Source organism: Streptomyces sp. NPDC001744 (assembly GCF_042892575.1).
GTDB lineage: Bacteria > Actinomycetota > Actinomycetes > Streptomycetales > Streptomycetaceae > Streptomyces.
In genome coordinates, this window is the sequence record NZ_JBIAUG010000007.1 from 170,647 (window position 1) to 186,612 (window position 15,966).

Annotated in this window: 16 protein-coding genes; 6 read left to right on the plus strand and 10 right to left on the minus strand. The window is 73.5% G+C overall.

What is annotated here, in order from left to right; genetic code table 11:
• Nucleotides 1-55: 55 nt before the first annotated feature.
• On the minus strand, nucleotides 56-814 hold the full coding sequence (locus ACFYZY_RS11380; protein ID WP_388692292.1) for an acyltransferase: 759 nt from the start codon (nucleotides 812-814) through the stop codon (nucleotides 56-58).
• A gap of 135 nt (nucleotides 815-949) precedes the next feature.
• Here ACFYZY_RS11380 and ACFYZY_RS11385 point away from each other — a divergent pair, with 135 nt between their 5' ends.
• The gene (locus tag ACFYZY_RS11385) at nucleotides 950-1,477 is read left to right on the plus strand and encodes a gamma carbonic anhydrase family protein (protein WP_388692294.1); all 528 of its coding nucleotides are present in this window, start codon (nucleotides 950-952) and stop codon (nucleotides 1,475-1,477) included.
• A gap of 96 nt (nucleotides 1,478-1,573) precedes the next feature.
• On the opposite strand, the gene ACFYZY_RS11390 is transcribed toward ACFYZY_RS11385, so the two are convergent.
• Both ACFYZY_RS11390 and ACFYZY_RS11395 read right to left on the minus strand, forming a co-directional pair.
• Nucleotides 1,574-2,233, minus strand: a complete 660-nt coding sequence (locus ACFYZY_RS11390) for a DedA family protein (protein WP_388692296.1) — start codon at nucleotides 2,231-2,233, stop codon at nucleotides 1,574-1,576.
• Nucleotides 2,234-2,473: 240 nt separating this feature from the next.
• Complete coding sequence (locus ACFYZY_RS11395; RefSeq protein ID WP_388692297.1) at nucleotides 2,474-2,929, minus strand: DUF4442 domain-containing protein; 456 nt, start codon at nucleotides 2,927-2,929, stop codon at nucleotides 2,474-2,476.
• A 106-nt stretch (nucleotides 2,930-3,035) separates the two neighbouring features.
• Between ACFYZY_RS11395 and ACFYZY_RS11400 the strand changes: the two genes are divergently transcribed.
• Both ACFYZY_RS11400 and ACFYZY_RS11405 read left to right on the plus strand, forming a co-directional pair.
• Nucleotides 3,036-4,136, plus strand: coding sequence for a hypothetical protein (locus ACFYZY_RS11400; protein WP_388692299.1), 1,101 nt, complete (start codon nucleotides 3,036-3,038; stop codon nucleotides 4,134-4,136).
• Nucleotides 4,137-4,235: 99 nt separating this feature from the next.
• On the plus strand, nucleotides 4,236-5,642 hold the full coding sequence (locus tag ACFYZY_RS11405) for an MFS transporter (RefSeq protein ID WP_388692470.1): 1,407 nt from the start codon (nucleotides 4,236-4,238) through the stop codon (nucleotides 5,640-5,642).
• Here the strand turns inward: ACFYZY_RS11405 and ACFYZY_RS11410 are convergent.
• Together ACFYZY_RS11410 and ACFYZY_RS11415 are read right to left on the minus strand one after the other, a co-directional pair.
• Nucleotides 5,604-6,449, minus strand: coding sequence for a spermidine synthase (locus ACFYZY_RS11410; protein WP_388692300.1), 846 nt, complete (start codon nucleotides 6,447-6,449; stop codon nucleotides 5,604-5,606). The genes ACFYZY_RS11405 and ACFYZY_RS11410 overlap by 39 nt on opposite strands.
• 58 nt (nucleotides 6,450-6,507) lie before the next feature.
• Nucleotides 6,508-7,362, minus strand: coding sequence for a patatin-like phospholipase family protein (locus tag ACFYZY_RS11415; RefSeq protein ID WP_388692302.1), 855 nt, complete (start codon nucleotides 7,360-7,362; stop codon nucleotides 6,508-6,510).
• Nucleotides 7,363-7,880: 518 nt separating this feature from the next.
• Here ACFYZY_RS11415 and ACFYZY_RS11420 point away from each other — a divergent pair.
• Both ACFYZY_RS11420 and ACFYZY_RS11425 read left to right on the plus strand, forming a co-directional pair.
• Nucleotides 7,881-8,636, plus strand: coding sequence for a TVP38/TMEM64 family protein (locus ACFYZY_RS11420; protein WP_388692304.1), 756 nt, complete (start codon nucleotides 7,881-7,883; stop codon nucleotides 8,634-8,636).
• 155 nt (nucleotides 8,637-8,791) lie between these two features.
• Nucleotides 8,792-9,664, plus strand: coding sequence for an undecaprenyl-diphosphate phosphatase (locus ACFYZY_RS11425; protein WP_388692306.1), 873 nt, complete (start codon nucleotides 8,792-8,794; stop codon nucleotides 9,662-9,664).
• A 97-nt stretch (nucleotides 9,665-9,761) separates the two neighbouring features.
• On the opposite strand, the gene ACFYZY_RS11430 is transcribed toward ACFYZY_RS11425, so the two are convergent.
• Nucleotides 9,762-10,667: a Gfo/Idh/MocA family protein gene (locus ACFYZY_RS11430; protein WP_388692307.1), complete on the minus strand. Its 906-nt coding sequence runs from the start codon at nucleotides 10,665-10,667 to the stop codon at nucleotides 9,762-9,764.
• A 147-nt stretch (nucleotides 10,668-10,814) separates the two neighbouring features.
• Between ACFYZY_RS11430 and ACFYZY_RS11435 the strand changes: the two genes are divergently transcribed.
• On the plus strand, nucleotides 10,815-11,342 hold the full coding sequence (locus ACFYZY_RS11435; protein WP_388692309.1) for a DinB family protein: 528 nt from the start codon (nucleotides 10,815-10,817) through the stop codon (nucleotides 11,340-11,342).
• Between the two features lie 807 nt (nucleotides 11,343-12,149).
• On the opposite strand, the gene ACFYZY_RS11440 is transcribed toward ACFYZY_RS11435, so the two are convergent.
• From ACFYZY_RS11440 to ACFYZY_RS11455, 4 genes are all read right to left on the minus strand, one after another.
• The gene (locus ACFYZY_RS11440; RefSeq protein WP_388692472.1) at nucleotides 12,150-12,587 is read right to left on the minus strand and encodes a hypothetical protein; all 438 of its coding nucleotides are present in this window, start codon (nucleotides 12,585-12,587) and stop codon (nucleotides 12,150-12,152) included.
• A gap of 105 nt (nucleotides 12,588-12,692) precedes the next feature.
• Entirely contained in the window at nucleotides 12,693-13,376 is a 684-nt protein-coding gene (ung, locus tag ACFYZY_RS11445; protein ID WP_388692311.1) for a uracil-DNA glycosylase, read from the minus strand.
• An 82-nt stretch (nucleotides 13,377-13,458) separates the two neighbouring features.
• Nucleotides 13,459-15,039 carry an ABC transporter substrate-binding protein gene (locus ACFYZY_RS11450; RefSeq protein WP_388692313.1) on the minus strand — a complete coding sequence of 527 codons (1,581 nt, stop codon included), beginning with the start codon at nucleotides 15,037-15,039 and terminating at the stop codon, nucleotides 13,459-13,461.
• A 148-nt stretch (nucleotides 15,040-15,187) separates the two neighbouring features.
• Nucleotides 15,188-15,955: an SDR family oxidoreductase gene (locus tag ACFYZY_RS11455; RefSeq protein WP_388692314.1), complete on the minus strand. Its 768-nt coding sequence runs from the start codon at nucleotides 15,953-15,955 to the stop codon at nucleotides 15,188-15,190.
• Between the last annotated feature and the right edge of the window lie 11 nt (nucleotides 15,956-15,966).

The window sequence follows — 15,966 nt, forward strand, 5'->3', positions numbered from 1 at the left end:
CGCCCCGCGCCCCGGTTCACTCCTCCGTGCCGGGGCGCGGCCGCGTCCGGACCGGTCAGGAGGCCGCCGTGCCCGCCTGCGCGATCTCCCACTCCGCGAGCGCCGCGAGCTGTTCGGGGGTGACGTCCTCCGGGATCGGGACCGGGGCGGGGGTGCGGAGCGGGGGCTGCCAGCCGTTCTCCGGGTCCCACCTGCGGACCACCTTCGCCGGGGCACCGGCCACGACCGAGTGGTCCGGGACCTCCCCGCGCACCACCGCGCCCGCCGCGACGACCACGTTCCGGCCGATGCGCGCGCCGGGGAGGACCACCGCTCCCGTACCGAGCCAGCAGCCGGGCCCCACCGAGACCGGCGCGGAACGGGGCCACTGCCGGCCGATCGGCTCGTCCGGGTCGTCGTAGCTGTGGTTGGTCGAGGTGATGTAGACGTACGGACCGCAGTACGTGTCGGAGCCGATCGTCACCTTCGCGTCGGCGATGACGTGGCTGCCCCGGCCGAGGACGACCCCGTCGCCGAGGGTCAGGACCGTCTCCGTGCCGAGGTCGAGGTCCGGCAGCATTCCGGCCGTCAGCGTGACCTGCTCGGCGATGATGCAGCACCCGCCGATCTCGATCCACCGCTCGCCGAAGACCGTGCCCTGCGGGAAGGCCAGCCGGGTGCCCTCGCCGATCCGGCGGAAGCGCAGCCTCCCGGGGTGCTCGGCGGTGACGGACCCGGCCCGCTGCGCCCAGCGCCAGCCGCCCTGGAGGGCGTGTGCGACGACCCGGCGCCGCCAGGCGGCGAGGGAGGAGAACGTGTTTCTGTTCCTGGGCACCCGGACACGGTAGTCGGCCCCCGCCGACCCGTTCGGCGCCGGGCGCTGTGATGTCCGTCATGGGCGCGGCATAGGCTGCGGCCCGCGGGGCGACCCGGGCGCGACACGACGGCCGACGATCAGGAGCGAGGAACCATGACAGAGGCGTTGATCAGGGGTGTGGGCGGCAAGGAGCCGCGGATCGATCCGACCGCCTTCACCGCCCCGACCTCGGTGGTCCTCGGCGAGGTCGCCCTCGGTGCGCGCGCGAGCGTCTGGTACCACACGGTGCTGCGGGCGGACTGCGGTCCGATCGAAATCGGCGAGGACTCCAACGTCCAGGACAACTGCACGGTCCACGTCGACCCCGGCTTCCCCGTCTCGATCGGCGCCCGGGTGACGATCGGCCACAACGCCACCGTGCACGGCTGCGTCATCGAGGACGACGTCCTCGTGGGCATGGGCGCCACGGTCCTCAACGGCGCCCGGATCGGGGCCGGTTCGCTGGTCGCCGCCCAGGCGCTCGTCCCGCAGGGCATGGAGGTCCCGCCGGGTTCGCTGGTCGCGGGCGTCCCCGCGAAGGTGCGCCGTCCGCTGACCGAGGAGGAGAAGGCGGGCATCCGGCTCAACGCCGAGATGTACCTGCACCTCGCCGGGGACCACGCGGAGGCGTTCGGGGACTGAGCGGTACGCGGTCGGGAACGACGGAGCGGAGGGCGGCACCCGGCCGGGGTGCCGCCCTCCGCTCCGTCTCCTCGCCGTACGGCGTCCCCGTACCGCTCAGTCCGTCGCCGGGACGGGCTCCGGTTCCGGCCCGGAGGCGGAGGCCCGCTGCGCGGCCGCCTTCTTGGCGCGGTTCCTGACGAGCAGCATCGAGGCGAGGCCGATCAGGACGGCGAGGACGAGGCCGAGCCAGGAGAAGCGCTTCAGCCACGCCTCGGCGACGACGCCGACCGAGTAGATGACGGCCGTGGTGCCGCCGGCCCACAGGATGCCGCCGAGGACGTTGGCGACGAGGAACTTCCAGTACGGCATGTGGAGCACGCCCGCGAGCGGTCCGGCGAAGATGCGCAGGAGGGCGATGAAGCGGCCGAAGAAGACCGCCCACATGCCCCACTTCTGGAAGGAGCTCTCGGCGAGTCCGATGTTGGCCTCGCTGAAGTGCTTCGGGAACCTCTTCCCCAGCCAGGCGAGCAGCGGCCGGCCGCCCTTGCGGCCGATGGCGTAACCGATCGAGTCCCCGATGATCGCACCGGCGGTGGCGCAGGCGCCGAGCACGTACGGATTGATGTCGCCGTGCTGCGAGGCGAGCAGCGCCGAGCTGACGAGGACGATCTCGCCGGGGAGCGGGATGCCCAGGCTCTCCAGGCCGATCACCACCCCCACGAGGAGGTAGACGGCGATCGGCGGGATCGTCTCCAGCCACTCCTGGACGTGCAACGCGGCATCCTCCCGTTCGACTGCCCTGCCGTGACCGGCCCGTGGTCGGGGGCCGGGGCACCGGCGCGCACCGCGTCGGGCACGCCGGTGCAGCCTACCCGGTCGGACTGTATGAACCCCGGCCCAGGCGGCCTCCGGCCCCGGTCCCGGGCCCGCCTCCGGCCCCTGCGCCGGGCTCCGTACGGAACACGACCGCCCCCGTACCCGGAGGGGTGCGGGGGCGGCGGGCCGGGGCGCGGGTCAGGCCTCGTTCGGGCGGAGGGTCCACACGACGGTCATCTCGCCGGTCACGGCGCCGTCCTCGCGGGTGATGTCGATCCGCACCGGGAACTCCGGCCGCTGTCCCGCGTCGAGCTCGGCGACGACCTCGGCGGCGGGGCGGCCCAGGGTGGCGGTGGCCGTGACGACGCCCATGGCCAGCTTCCGGTAGCCGATCTCGGCCCTGACGGCGAGCGGGACCGCGCGGCCCAGCTGGTCGCCGAAGGCGGCGAGCACGATGGCGCCGCTGGCGGACTCGGCCAGCGTGAACATCGCTCCGGCATGGGGGCCGCCGACGTGGTTGTGGTAGGCGGGCTGGTCCGGCAGGCGCACGACGGCGCGCTCGGCGGTGGTCTCCAGGAACTCCAGGTTCAGGGTTCCGGCCATGGGGACCGTGGCGGCGAGCATCTCGCCCACGGAATTCTGATCTGCGCTCATGCCCCGCGATGTTACCCGCCAGTAGCACCCTTGGCCATCCCCCCGAGACCCCCGGCCCGGGGGCGGACATGGCCGGACGGCCGCCGCACCTCTATGGTTACTGGCCATGTGGCCAGGACAGCAGCCGCCCGGGGGCGAGCAGAACCCGCAGGACCAGAGTCAGAATCCCTACCAGCAGCCGGGGTACCAGCAGCCGAACCCGTACCAGCAGCCGCCGGCCCAGCCCGGGTACCCGCAGCCGCCGACGCAGCCCGGCTACGCGCAGCAGCCGCCGGTCCCGCCGGGCCACCCGCAGCAGGCGTACGGCCCGCAGCCGGGGTACCCGAACCCGTACCAGCAGCCGACCGTGCCGCAGCAGTACGCGGCGCCGGGCCCGGGACAGCCCGGCGGTCCCGGCGGGAACAGGAAGACCCTCGTGGTGATCGCCGCCGCGACCGCCGTGGTCGTCGCGGCCGGCGTCACCGCCTTCCTCACGCTCGGCGGGGACGACGGCGAGAAGCCGGTCGCCGACGGCAAGAAGCCGTCCGTGACGGCCACCGCCCCCACGGGGCCGACGCCCGACACGAGCCCGTCGACCGAGCTCGACAACCCGCGCGACGGCGCCGCGCGGCAGCCGACGATTCCCGGCTGGAAGGTCGTCCACAACCCGAAGTACGGGACCCTCTTCGACGTCCCGCCGGAATGGGACGTCATGAAGCCCGGGACGGCCAGCTTCCTGGAGGACGAGGCGAAGGGCGACGGCAGCCCGCTCGTCACGATGTCGGGGCCCACCCACCTCAAGGGCAAGTGGTGCGCCTACGACACCAACAAGGACGGCCGGGAGGAGAGCTGGAGCCTGGCGTCGGCCGGCACCAAGGGCGGCCAGGGCGCCAAGAACACCGAAGAGGCCGCGTACAGCGAGGCCGGCACGTGGGTGTGGGGCGGCTACGCGCAGCACATGCCGAAGAACACCATCAAGATCACCAAGGCCGTTCCGTACACGACGGCCTCCGGTCTGACCGGCAGCGTGTCGACGGCGACGGCGCCGAACGTCAAGAAGCGCAACAAGTGCGAGTCGGACGGCAAGGCGATCGCCTTCTCGTTCAAGAACGCGAAGGGCGACTTCTCGACCTGGATCCTCAACGCGGCCGACGGCGTCGGCGACGAGCTGCCGGACGCCACGATCCAGAAGATCCTTTCCACGGTCCGGCTCGCCGAGAGCTCCTGACCGCCGCGGTCACCGGGGGCCCCTCCCGGTGACCGCGCCCCGGCCCGCCCCGATATCCGTTTGGCACTTCGGGGAGGGGCCGGGGATAGTCCCGGGGTGATGTCATCCGCCGCCTCCCCCGGTTCCGCCCCGCCGCGCTCCCGCCGCCCCGAGTGGGCCGGCCGCAACTACCTCCTGCTGACCGCCGCCACGGTCGTGACCAACCTCGGCACGCACGGCGCGCTGATCGCCACCACCTGGGCGGTCTTCGAGTCCGGCGGCGACGCGGGCGACGTGGGCCTCGTGGCGATGGCGCGCTTCCTGCCGCTCGTCCTCTTCCTGCTCATCGGCGGCGCCGTCGCCGACCGGCTGCCCCGGCACCGGGTCATGGTCGCCGCCAACGCCCTCAACTGCGTGTCGCAGGCCGTCTTCGCCGCCCTGGTGCTCTCCGGCGAGGCCCGCATCTGGCAGATGATGGTGCTCACCGCGCTCTGCGGCACCGGCCAGGCGTTCTTCAACCCGGCGGCCGAGGGCATGCTCCTGTCCACCGTCGGCGGGGAACAGGCCGCTCGGGCGTTCGCCGTCTTCCGGATGGCGATGCACGGCGCCTCCATCGGCGGCGCCGCGCTCGGCGGCGCGCTCGTCGCCTTCGTCGGGCCGGGCTGGGTCCTCGCGATCGACGCCCTCGCCTTCGCCGTCGCGGGCGGACTGCGCGCCTTCCTCGACGTGCGGAACGTCCCCGCGCGCGCTCCGGGCGGCGGGCTCCTCTCCGACCTGCGGGAGGGCTGGCAGGAGTTCGTCGGCCGGCCCTGGCTGTGGTCGATCGTCGCCCAGTTCTCGGTGGTGGTGGGCCTGATCGGCGCGGTCGAGTCGGTGTACGGGCCGATGGTCGCCCGGGAGGAGCTGGGCGGCGCGCGCCCCTGGGGCTTCGCGCTCGCCGCGTACGGCGTGGGGACGGTCGCCGGCGCGGTCCTCATGACCCGGTGGAAGCCGCGCCGGATGCTGTTCGTGGGGACGCTGTGCGTCTTCCCGATCGCGCTGCCCTCGGCGGCGCTCGCGGTGCCGCTGTCCCCGGCCGGTCTGACGGCCGCGATGTTCGTGAGCGGCGTGGCGATCGAGGTCTTCGGGGTCTCGTGGATGACGACGATGCACCAGGAGATCCCCGAGGAGAAGCTGTCCCGGGTCTCCGCCTACGACTGGTTCGGCTCGACGGCCCTGCTGCCGCTGACCACGGCGCTCACGGGACCGGCGGAGGGCGCGTTCGGCCGGAGCGGGGCGCTGTGGGGCGCGGCGGCGCTGATGGTCCTCGTCACCGCCCTCGTCCTGTTCGTGCCGGACGTACGGAACCTGACCCGGCGCCCGCACGCCGGAAAGCCTCGGGAGGCGCCGGGGAGCAGCGCGGCCCCGGGGTCCGTGTCCGCTCCCGGAGCCGTGTCCGCTCCCGGGCCCGTGTCCGCCTCGGGCGCCCTCCCGGCCCCGCGGCCGGCCTCAGCCGATGCCGAAGGCACCCGCGGGGGGAACGGGTGACGGCACGGCCCCGGCGTCCCGGACCGGCTCCGCGTCCCCGGTGAACCGGGCGAGCGCGTCCCCGTGCTCCACGCGCGCGGGGAACGCGTCCGCCGCGGCCCGGCGCGCGAGGCGGGCGGTGTCGAGCGCGCGGGCGGAGGCGACCAGGACGGCGTTCCCGAAGCGGCGGCCGCGCAGGACGCCCGGCTCGGCGACGAGCGCCAGCTCGGGGAGGACGGTGGCGAAGGTGGCGAGCTGGGAGCGGAGGAAGGCGAAGGGCGCGCCGTCGGCCAGGTTGGCCGCGTAGACGCCGCCGGGCCGCAGTACGCGCCCGACCTCGCGCGCGTACTCGACGGAGGTGAGGTGGGCGGGTACGCGCGAGCCGCCGAAGACGTCCCCCACGATCAGGTCCGCCGACGCGGCGGGGGCCGCTTCGAGCCAGCGCCGGGCGTCCGCGCCGTGCACCGTGATCCCCGACGCCCCGGACAGCGGCAGGTGCTCCGCGACCAGCGCGAGCAGCCCCCGGTCCGCCTCGACCACGTCCTGCCGCGAGCCGGGCCGGGTGGCGGCGACGTACCGGGGCAGGGAGAGCGCCCCGCCGCCCAGGTGCAGGACGTCCAGCGGCTCGCCCTCCGCCGCCGCGCCGTCCACGACGTGGGCGAGCCGGCGCGCGTACTCGAACTCCAGGTGTGCCGGGTCGTCCAGGTCCACGTACGACTGGGGCGCGCCGTCGACCGTCAGGAGCCAGGCCCGCTCCCGGTCCACGTCGGGCATGAGACGCGCGGTGCCGTGGTCGACCTCGCGTACGACGGGGATGTGCTCGTTCACCTTCCCATTGTGACGGGACGGGGCGGACGGACGGTCCGGGGGCCGGGCGGGCGCGGGGTCAGCCGTTCCGGACGGCGGCGACGGCCTCCGCGTGGCGGGCGGCCTGGGCGCGCCCGGCGCGGGCAGCGGCGGCCCGGTGGGCGGGACCCAGCGGGTTGCGCCCGAGGGCCGCGCGGGAATCGGCGTCGGGGGTGATCACCTCGACGCGGGCCCCCGCGGCGGCGAGGTCGGCGCCCTGCCGGTCCGGCGAGGGGAGCACCTTGTTCCCGCGCCCGTCGGGCGCGACGACGACGACCTCCTCGTACCCGGCGGCGAGGTGGGCGTTGGCCGTGGAGTGGATGCCGCCGTCGATCAGACGGCGCCCGCCGACGGTGACCGGGGGCCGGAGGCCGGGGACGGCGCAGCTCGCGGTGACGGCGTCGACCAGCGGGACGCCACTGGACGCGTCGTACGTGACGAGTTCGCCGGTGGTGGCGTCGACGGCGGTGACGAGCAGTGGGCGGACGGGCCAGTCGGTGACCGGTCCGAGCCGCCGGGCCACGGTCTCCCGGCGGCTCGCCCCGTCCTGGGTGCGGGCCCCGAGGGCGAGCCGGCCGAGCCTGCGTCCGTACTCCTCCGGGGTGCGGGAGCGCAGGACGGCGACGGCGTACCGGAGGAGCACGGGGACCCCGAGCCGCGCGGCGGGTTCCGCGTCCTCGTCGCCGAGCTCCCGCTCGTACAGGGCGGGGAGGCCGACCGCGCCGAGCCGTGCCCCGACGACCGCGCCGGCGGAGCTGCCGACGACGAGGTCCGCATCGGTCACGTCGAGGCCGGCGTCGAGGAGTCCCCGCAGCACGCCGGTCTCCCAGGCGGCCCCGACCATGCCGCCCGCGCCCAGCACCAGCGCCGTCCGCCTTTCCTTCTTCTGCGTCATCTCCCCAGTGTGGCGCGGAGGTTGGGGAGGCCGACGGGCGGGGTGCGGTTCCTGGGGGCCTCGCGGGCGGAGAGGGGAAGAGCCGGTCTCCCTGGGCGGCGGCGAAGACGCGGACCCCGGCCGGGGCCGTCCCGGCGTACGCGCGCGGGCTCCGGCCGATCGCCTCGCGGACGAAGAAGTCGGGGTGGCCGGCGCGGCGAGGGCGGTGACCGGAGAGACGGCCCGCGTCGGTGGCTCCCTCGTAGCGGAGCCGACGGAGGGGAGGGCGGTGCGCGCGGTCTGCGGTTCCCCGTCGTCGATCCACATGTCCCGCTCGACACCGGGAGCTTTCGGCCCCGGCGCGTTCCGGGGTCCGGCGCGTTCCCGGGCCCGGCGCGTTCCCGGGCCCGGCGCGTTCCCGGGCCCGGCGCGTTCCCGGGCCCGGCACGTTCCCGGGCCCGGCACGTTCCCGGGCCCGGCGCGAACAGACATGACGCACATTACGGCGCCCCTACGCGCCCGTCCGTTACTCTCCCCGAATGCTCGCTCCCGCCTCCCGGCCGCCGGGCTCCCTCGCCGCCCGCGGCTTCCGGGTCCTCCTCTCCCCCCGTTCGCGCCTCTCGGTGCTCGCGCTGCTGCTGCTCACGGCGGCCGCCCTCGTGGTCCTCTACGAGCCGCAGCGCCTGCTGGCCCCGGGCCGGACGCCACGGGCGGACGGCGCGGACGCGGTGCTGCTCTTCGGTCTGGCGTACGGGGTGTGCACGGCGGCGTTCGTGCCGCGCCCGGTCCTGAACCTGGCGGCGGGCGCGCTCTTCGGCTCGGCCGCCGGCCTGACGGGGGCGGTCGCGGGGACGGTGCTCGGCGCCGGGATCTCGTTCACCCTCGGCCGGTACCTGGGACAGGACGCGCTGCGGCCGCTGGTGCGGGGCCGCTGGCTGACGGCGGCGGACGGGCAGCTGAGCCGGCACGGGTTCCGTTCGATGCTGGCGATCCGGCTGTTCCCCGGGGTGCCGTTCGCGGCGGCCAACTACTGCGCGGCGGTCTCCCGGATGAGGTACGTGCCGTTCCTCGTGGCGACGGGGCTCGGCACGGTCCCGAACACGGCGGCGTACGTGGTGGCGGGCGCCCAGGCCGGTTCGCCCGGTTCGCCGGCCTTCCTCCTCCCGGCCGGTTTCATCGTCGTGTCGGGGCTCGTCGCGGCGGTGGTGGCCTGGCGCAAACGGCACGGCCTGCGGGCCCCGGTCCCCGTCCCGGACGCCGTCCCCGAGCCGGAACCGGCGGGCGCCGTCCGCTGAGGGCGGGGCCGCGGCACTCCGGACGGCCGGGCCCCGGACGTCCCGCGGAGCGCCACTTCACGGACACGCCCTACCCGGGTTCCCGTCACCTGGGGAAGGTACGCTGCGCACGACCTTCTGACCGCACACGTACACAACGGGACGGCCCTAGCCCCATGAGTTGGTTCGAATCGTTCATCCTCGGACTCGTCCAGGGGCTGACGGAGTTCCTTCCCATCTCCTCCAGCGCGCACCTCCGCCTCACCGCGGCCTTCGCCGGATGGCAGGACCCGGGTGCGGCGTTCACCGCGATCACCCAGATCGGCACGGAGGCGGCGGTCCTCATCTACTTCCGCGAGGACATCGCGCGGATCGTCTCTGCCTGGTTCCGTTCCCTCACCGACAAGTCGATGCGCGCGGACCACGACGCCCGGATGGGCTGGCTGGTGATCGTCGGCTCGATCCCGATCGGCGTCCTCGGCATCACGCTCAAGGACCAGATCGAGGGCCCGTTCCGCGATCTGCGGCTCATCGCCACCACCCTGATCGTCATGGGCGTCGTCCTCGGCATCGCGGACCGGCTGGCCGCCCGGGACGAGATCGGCGGCCGTCACCGGGTGCCCCGCGAGCGCAAGACGCTCAAGGACCTCGGTGTGAAGGACGGCCTGATCTACGGCGTCTGCCAGGCGATGGCCCTGATCCCCGGCGTCTCCCGCTCGGGCGCGACGATCTCCGGCGGCCTCCTCATGGGCTACACCCGCGAGGCGGCGGCCCGTTACTCCTTCCTGCTCGCGGTCCCGGCGGTCCTCGCCTCGGGCGTGTTCGAACTGAAGGACGCGGGCGAGGGGCACGTCTCCTGGGGACCGACGATCTTCGCGACGGTCATCGCCTTCGCCGTCGGGTACGCGGTGATCGCGTGGTTCATGAAGTTCATCACCACCAAGAGCTTCATGCCCTTCGTGATCTACCGCATCCTGCTCGGCATCCTGCTGTTCGCGCTGGTGGGCGCGGACGTGCTGAGCCCGCACGCGGGCGAGTCCGCGGGCTGACGTGCCGTCCGGAGCGGGGGGGGGGGGGGGCCGCCCGGGCCGGGCCGCCCGCCCCCCCCCCCCCCGCTCGTCCTCCCCGGCCGGAACGGCGTCCGCGTCAGGACGCCTGGACCAGGGCCTCGCGGACGACGCGCTCGCACAGTTCGTGGGTGAGCAGGGCGTCGCGGGCGCTGAGCACCCGGCCCTCGCGCACGGCGTCGAGGAAGGCGAGCACCGCCTGTTCGATGCCGCGCTGACGGGCCACGGGCACCCAGTCCCCGCGCCGGCGCACGGTCGGCTGGCCCTTGTGGTCGACGACGTCCGAGAGGTTGAGGACCTGCCGCTTGGTGTTCTGGCCGGAGACCTCCAGGATCTCCTCGGTGGAACCGTTCATCCGGTTCATCATGCCGATGGCGGTGAAGCCGTCGCCGGAGAGCTGGAGCACCACGTGGTGCATGAGTCCGTCGCGGATCCGGGTCCGCACGTCGACGTGCTCGATCTCGCCCGGCAGGAGGAAGCGCAGGGTGTCGACGACGTGGATGAAGTCGTCGAGGACGAGCGTGCGGGGGTCCTCGGGCAGACCGACCCGGTTCTTCTGGAGCAGGATCAACTCGCGCGGGTGGTCGAGGCACTGGGCGTAGCCGGGGGCGAGGCGCCGGTTGAAGCCGACGGCGAGGCCGACCGAGCGCTTCTCGGCCAGTTCCACGATCCGCTCGGAGTCGGCGTACTCGTACGCGAGGGGCTTGTCGACGTAGGTGGGGACCCCGGCCTCGATGAGCCGTTCGGCGATCTCGGCGTGGGCGGCGGTGGACGCGTGCACGAAGGCGGCGTCGAGTCCGGCGGAGAGCAGCGAGTCGAGGTCGCGGTGGCGCCGGCCGGCGGGCAGGTGCAGGGTGTCGGCCACCCGCTCCAGGGTCGCGGGGGTACGGGTCTGCAGGTGCAGTTCGACACCGGGAAGGGTGGCGAGGACGGGAAGGTACGCCTTCTGCGCGATGTCGCCGAGTCCGATGCAGCCAACCTTCACGGGTTCTCCCTTGTCGTCGTTCGCCGGTCCCGGCCGTACGGGCCGTTCGCGCCGGTCAGCTTACGCGGGCGGAACCGGTCCGCCGGCCGGGGCCGGGCGCCGCCCAAATCGCTGGCCCCGGCCATGATCGTGGAGGACGATGCCCCCATGACCAACGATCACATCGAAACCGTCCCGCGCGTCTCCCCGGGCACCACCACGGGCGAACGGGAGGCCCTGGAACAGTGGCTCGACTTCCATCGCGCGACCCTCGCGGGGAAGTGCGAGGGGCTGGACGACGTCCGGCTGCGCACCCTCTCCGTCCCGCCCTCCGGCCTCAGCCTGCTGGGCCTGGCCCGGCACATGGCCGAGGTCGAGCGCCACTGGTTCCGCCGCATCCTGGCCGGCGAGGACGTGGAGGAGCTCTACATGACCGAGGAGGACGAGGACCGGGACATCCACGTCGCGGACGGGGACACCTACGAGGAGGCCCACGCGGCCTGGCAGGCCGAGATCGCCCACGCGCGCGCCCTGGCCGCCGGCCGGGAGCTGGACGACCTGGGCGCGGGCGAGCACCGCTCGGGGAAGAAGTTCAACCTCCGGTGGATCTACCTCCACATGATCGAGGAGTACGCCCGCCACAACGGCCACGCGGACCTGATCCGGGAGCGGATCGACGGCACGACCGGCGACTGAGGGGACGGGCCCGCGCGGACCGGCGCGGCTCCCGCTCCGGGACCACCGGGCGGGTCAAGGGCGGGCGTCCGGCGGCTCACCCGTGCGGGGCATTCCCCGCCGGTAGGGGCGCGAAGTCCCCGCGGGGACAGCAGAGTGGCGCGGGTGCATGGAACCCGAACCACAGCGAAGATCCTGGCCGGAGCGGCGGTGGCCGCCCTGACGGGGTGCGTCTCGGTGGCCGCTCCGACGACGGCGCCCGCTCCCGTCACCGCCCCGACGGGGGCCTTACGCCCCGGCGAGGCCGCGGCACCGCAGCTCCTCGGGGGCCCGGCCCGCGAGGCCCTCGAAGCGGCGCTCCCCGCTCTCCCGTCCCCCGCCGCGTCCCGGCCGGCCCCGACGGCCGGGGGGCAGCCGCGGACGACGGCCCCGTCGGGCCGGGAGGCGCTCCGCCCCGGCGTCGTACCACGACAGCGGGAACAGCCGCGTCCGGCGGCCCGGCCGGACCCGCTGAACCCTCCGGGCCGGATGAACCTTCCGGACCGGTCGGCCCTCCCGGACCGGATGAACCCACCGGACCTCCACGGCTTGCCGACCCTGCCGGGAAGGACGGCCCTGCCCGGTCTCTGCGCCCCGGGCGACCGGTACGGCGGGTGGAGGCCCGGCGGCGACCCGCCGGGGATCTGCCTCGGCGCCCACGGCCGGTGAGGCACGGGGCGTACGGGCTGGTGAGCGGCGGGCCGTACGGTCGGTGAGCGGCGGGCCGTGCCCTGCGGAGGGACCCGGGAGCGGCGGAAGGTCCGGGACGGCCCGGCCCGTTCCGCCGCCTCACTCCTCCCGCAGCCGCAGTTCCAGACGCTCGATCGCGGCCCGCACCCCGTTCCCGTAACCGTCGTCGTCCAGGTGGTCCGACGCCGCCCGTGCCCGGTCCAGGTGGGTGCGGGCGGCGTCGGGCCTGCCGAGCTTGACGTAGTCGGCGGCCAGGTTGAGGTGGAGCGACGGGTACAGCGCCCGGAGGGCGACCGTCGGGTCGTGGGCGGCGAGCCGCTCCTCCGGGAGGCTCTCGGCCGCGCTCAGCGCCCGCAGGTCCCAGGCCAGCTCGGTCTCGGGGTCGTCCTGGGCGTCCGCCATGTAGTGCGCGAGGGTGCAGCGGTGCAGGGGGTCCCCGTCCGGGCCGATCCGCTGCCACAGCGCCGTGAAGCGGTTGCGGGCCTCCTCGCGGTCGCCGCCGTGGAGCAGCATCAGGGCCTGCCCGATGCTGGTCATGACCCCGTCGTCCGACACCTGCTGCTGCCCGGTCACCGCGACCTCCACAAGATCACCACTGGAAGGACCGACGCTAGCCGCACCCGGTCCGGATCGGACCGAGGCTCAGCCGAGGTCCGGGATGCGCCAGTCGATCGGCTCGTGGCCCTGGGCCGCGACGGCCTCGTCGATCCGGCTGAAGGGCCGCGACCCGAAGAACTTCTTCGCCGACAGGGGCGAGGGGTGGGCACCCTTCACCACCACGTGCCGCTCCTCGTCGACGAGCGGCAGCTTCTTCTGCGCGTAGTTGCCCCAGAGGACGAAGACGGCCGGGTCGGGGCGCGCGGCGACGGCGGCGATCACCGCGTCCGTGAACTTCTCCCAGCCCTTGCCCTTGTGCGAGTTCGCCTCGCCGGCGCGGACGGTCAGCACGGCGTTGAGCAGGAGGACGCCCTGCTCGGCCCACGGCATCAGGTAGCCGTTGTCCGGGACGGGGAGGCCGAGGTCGGCGTGCATCTCCTTGTAGATGTTCCGCAGGGACGGCGGGGTCTTCACACCGGGGCGGACCGAGAAGCAGAGACCGTGCCCCTGGCCCTCGCCGTGGTAGGGGTCCTGACCGAGGATCAGGACCTTCACCTTGTCGTACGGGGTGGCGTCGAGAGCGGCGAAGACCTCGTCCCTCGGGGGGTAGACCGGACCCCTGGCGCGCTCCTCCTCGACGAACTCGGTGAGCCGGGCGAAGTACGGCTTCTGCAGTTCCTCGCCGAGAACACCCCGCCAGGACTCGGGCAGCATGCTGGTGTCGGTCACGGTCAACAACCTCCGGTGGACGTTCCTGTCTACGTCCCCGAACCTACCGGGGGCCACTGACAGTGACCCCCCGCGGGCTCTCCTACCAGCTGGCGCGTCGGCTCAGCTCCCAGAGCTGCATGACCGTCTGCGGGTCGAGGGCGCGCTCGCCGCCGCCGATGTCCTCGCCGGCCGCGATGTAGAGCTTGCCCTGCCACAGGGGCAGCAGCCGGACGTCCTGGACCATGATCTCCTGGGCCGCCACGAACTCGTCCGTGACGGTCGCGCGGTCGCTCTCGCGGCGGGACCGGGGAAGCAGCACGTCGGTGATCCGGGGGCTCAGGTAGGGCGTGCCGAGGGCGTTCTCCTTGCCCACGAAGGGCGCGACGAAGTTGTCCGGGTCCGGGAAGTCGGGGAACCAGCCGCGGCCGAAGACGGGGTACTCGCCCTTCTGGTAGGCCGCCTGGTACTCCGTCCAGGGCTTGCCGTGCAGGGTGACCTTGAAGAGTCCCGACCGCTCCAGCTGCCGCTTGAGCTCGGCGAACTCGGCGGCCGTGGAGGAGCCGTACCGGTCGGTGGTGTACCAGAAGGTCAGCGGGACGGGTTCGGTGATGCCGGCGTCGCGGAGGATCTGGGTGGCCTTCTCGACGCTCGGCGCGCCGAAGTGGTCGAAGAACTTGGTGGTGTGGGCGGCGACGCCCTTGGGCACCATGGAGTACAGGGGCTCCGCGGTGCCCTGGTAGACCCGGTTGATCAGTTCGTCGCGGTCGACGAGCTGGGCGATGGCCCTGCGGACGGCGGGCTTGGCGACGGTGGGGTCCTGGGCGTTGAAGACCAGGTAGCGGATGTCGGCGCCGGTCGACTCGACGATCTGCAGGCCCTTGTTCTCGGGCTTGTCGTCCTGGAGGGAGACGACCTCCTCGGCGGTGAGGCCGCGGTAGGTGGCGTCGATCTCCTTCTTCCGGAGCGCGGCGACCATCGCCTCGGACTCCTCGAAGTACTTGATGGTCACGCCGCCGTTCTTGCGGTCGGCGAAGCCCCTGTACGTCGGGTTCCTGGTCAGCTCCGCCGTCTTGCGCTCGGAGTACGAGTCGAGGACGTACGGCCCCGAGCCGGTGACCTTGCCGTCCTTGGCGCGGAGCCGGTCGGCCGGGTAGTCGGCCGGGTCCACGATGGACATCGCGGGGGTGGCCAGGACGAACGGGAAGGTGGCGTCCGGCTTGTTGAGCCGGAAGACGACCGTGCGGTCGCCGACGGTCTCGATCTTGTCGAGGGAGCCGAGCATGCCGTTGGGGCCGCCCTTGTGGTTGATCGTGCGGATGCGCTCGATCGAGTACTGCACGGCCTTGGCATCCAGCTTGTGCCCGTTGGAGAACGTCAGGCCCTCCAGGAGCTTGCACTCGAAGACCCGGCTGGAGGTGTCGGTGAATTTGCATTCGGCGGCGTCCGCCTGCGGAAGGGTGCTGCCCGTCGGGAAACTCACCAGTGTCTGGAAAACATTCCGGAACATTTCCCACGCGTTGTCCCAGGATGCGGCTGGATCAAGCGTGGAGGGCGAACTCGTCGTGCCGACGACGATCCTCTGGTTCCCTGCGGATTCGCTGTCGGAGAAGACACCGCATCCGGATATCAGGGATATGGACACAAGGGCTGCAGCCGCCTGCAGACTGGTCCGGTTGAACACGTGCACGCTCCTCGTTCAGCCTGGGGTCGGCCGACGATACCGCAGCGCCCCGCCAGGTCAATGTTCGAGCCTGACGGGGCACTTGAGGCATTCGATGGGGAACCGGCCCCAATCCGGACATGAATTCCGGAAAGTGTCCGATTATCGGTCACCCGACTCCGGCGTTCAGGAAAATACCGCCGTCGACGACGAGCGTCTGACCGGTGATCCATTCCGATTGCGCGGAGGTGAGGAAGGCCGCCGCGCCGCCGATGTCCTCGGGCACGCCGAGCCGGCCGAGCGGATACGAGGCGGCCGTCTCCGCCTCGCGGCCCTCGTAGAGCGCCTGCGCGAACTTCGTCTTCACCACGGCCGGGGCGATCGCGTTGACCCGCACCACCGGGGCGAACTCGTGCGCGAGCTGGAGGGTCAGGTTGACCATCGCGGCCTTGCTCATCCCGTACGCCCCGATGAAGGGCGAGGCGGAGACGCCGGCGATCGAGGCGATGTTCACGATCGCCCCGCCGTTCTCCTTCTGCCAGGCGTGCCAGCTCCGCTGCGCGAAACCGAGCGCGGAGAGGACGTTGACCTCGAAGACCTTGCGGGCCACGTCGAGGTCGAGGTCCGCGAGGGGGCCGAAGACCGGGTTCGTCCCCGCGTTGTTGACGAGGAAGTCCAGCCGGCCGAAGCCGTCCATGGCCGCCTCGACCGCGGCGGCCCGGTGGGCGTCGTCGTGGGCCTTGCCGGGGACGCCGATCACCCGGTCCGCGCCGAGCCGTTCGACGGCCTCCTTGAGCGCCTCCTCGCCGCGCCCGGTGATGACGACCCGGTCGCCGCGGGCGACCAGCGCCTCGGCGATGCCGTAGCCGATGCCCCGGCTCGCCCCGGTGACGAGGGCGACCCTGCCGGACAGCTCCGGCCGTTCCCGTGTGCTCACGCTCTCCTCCT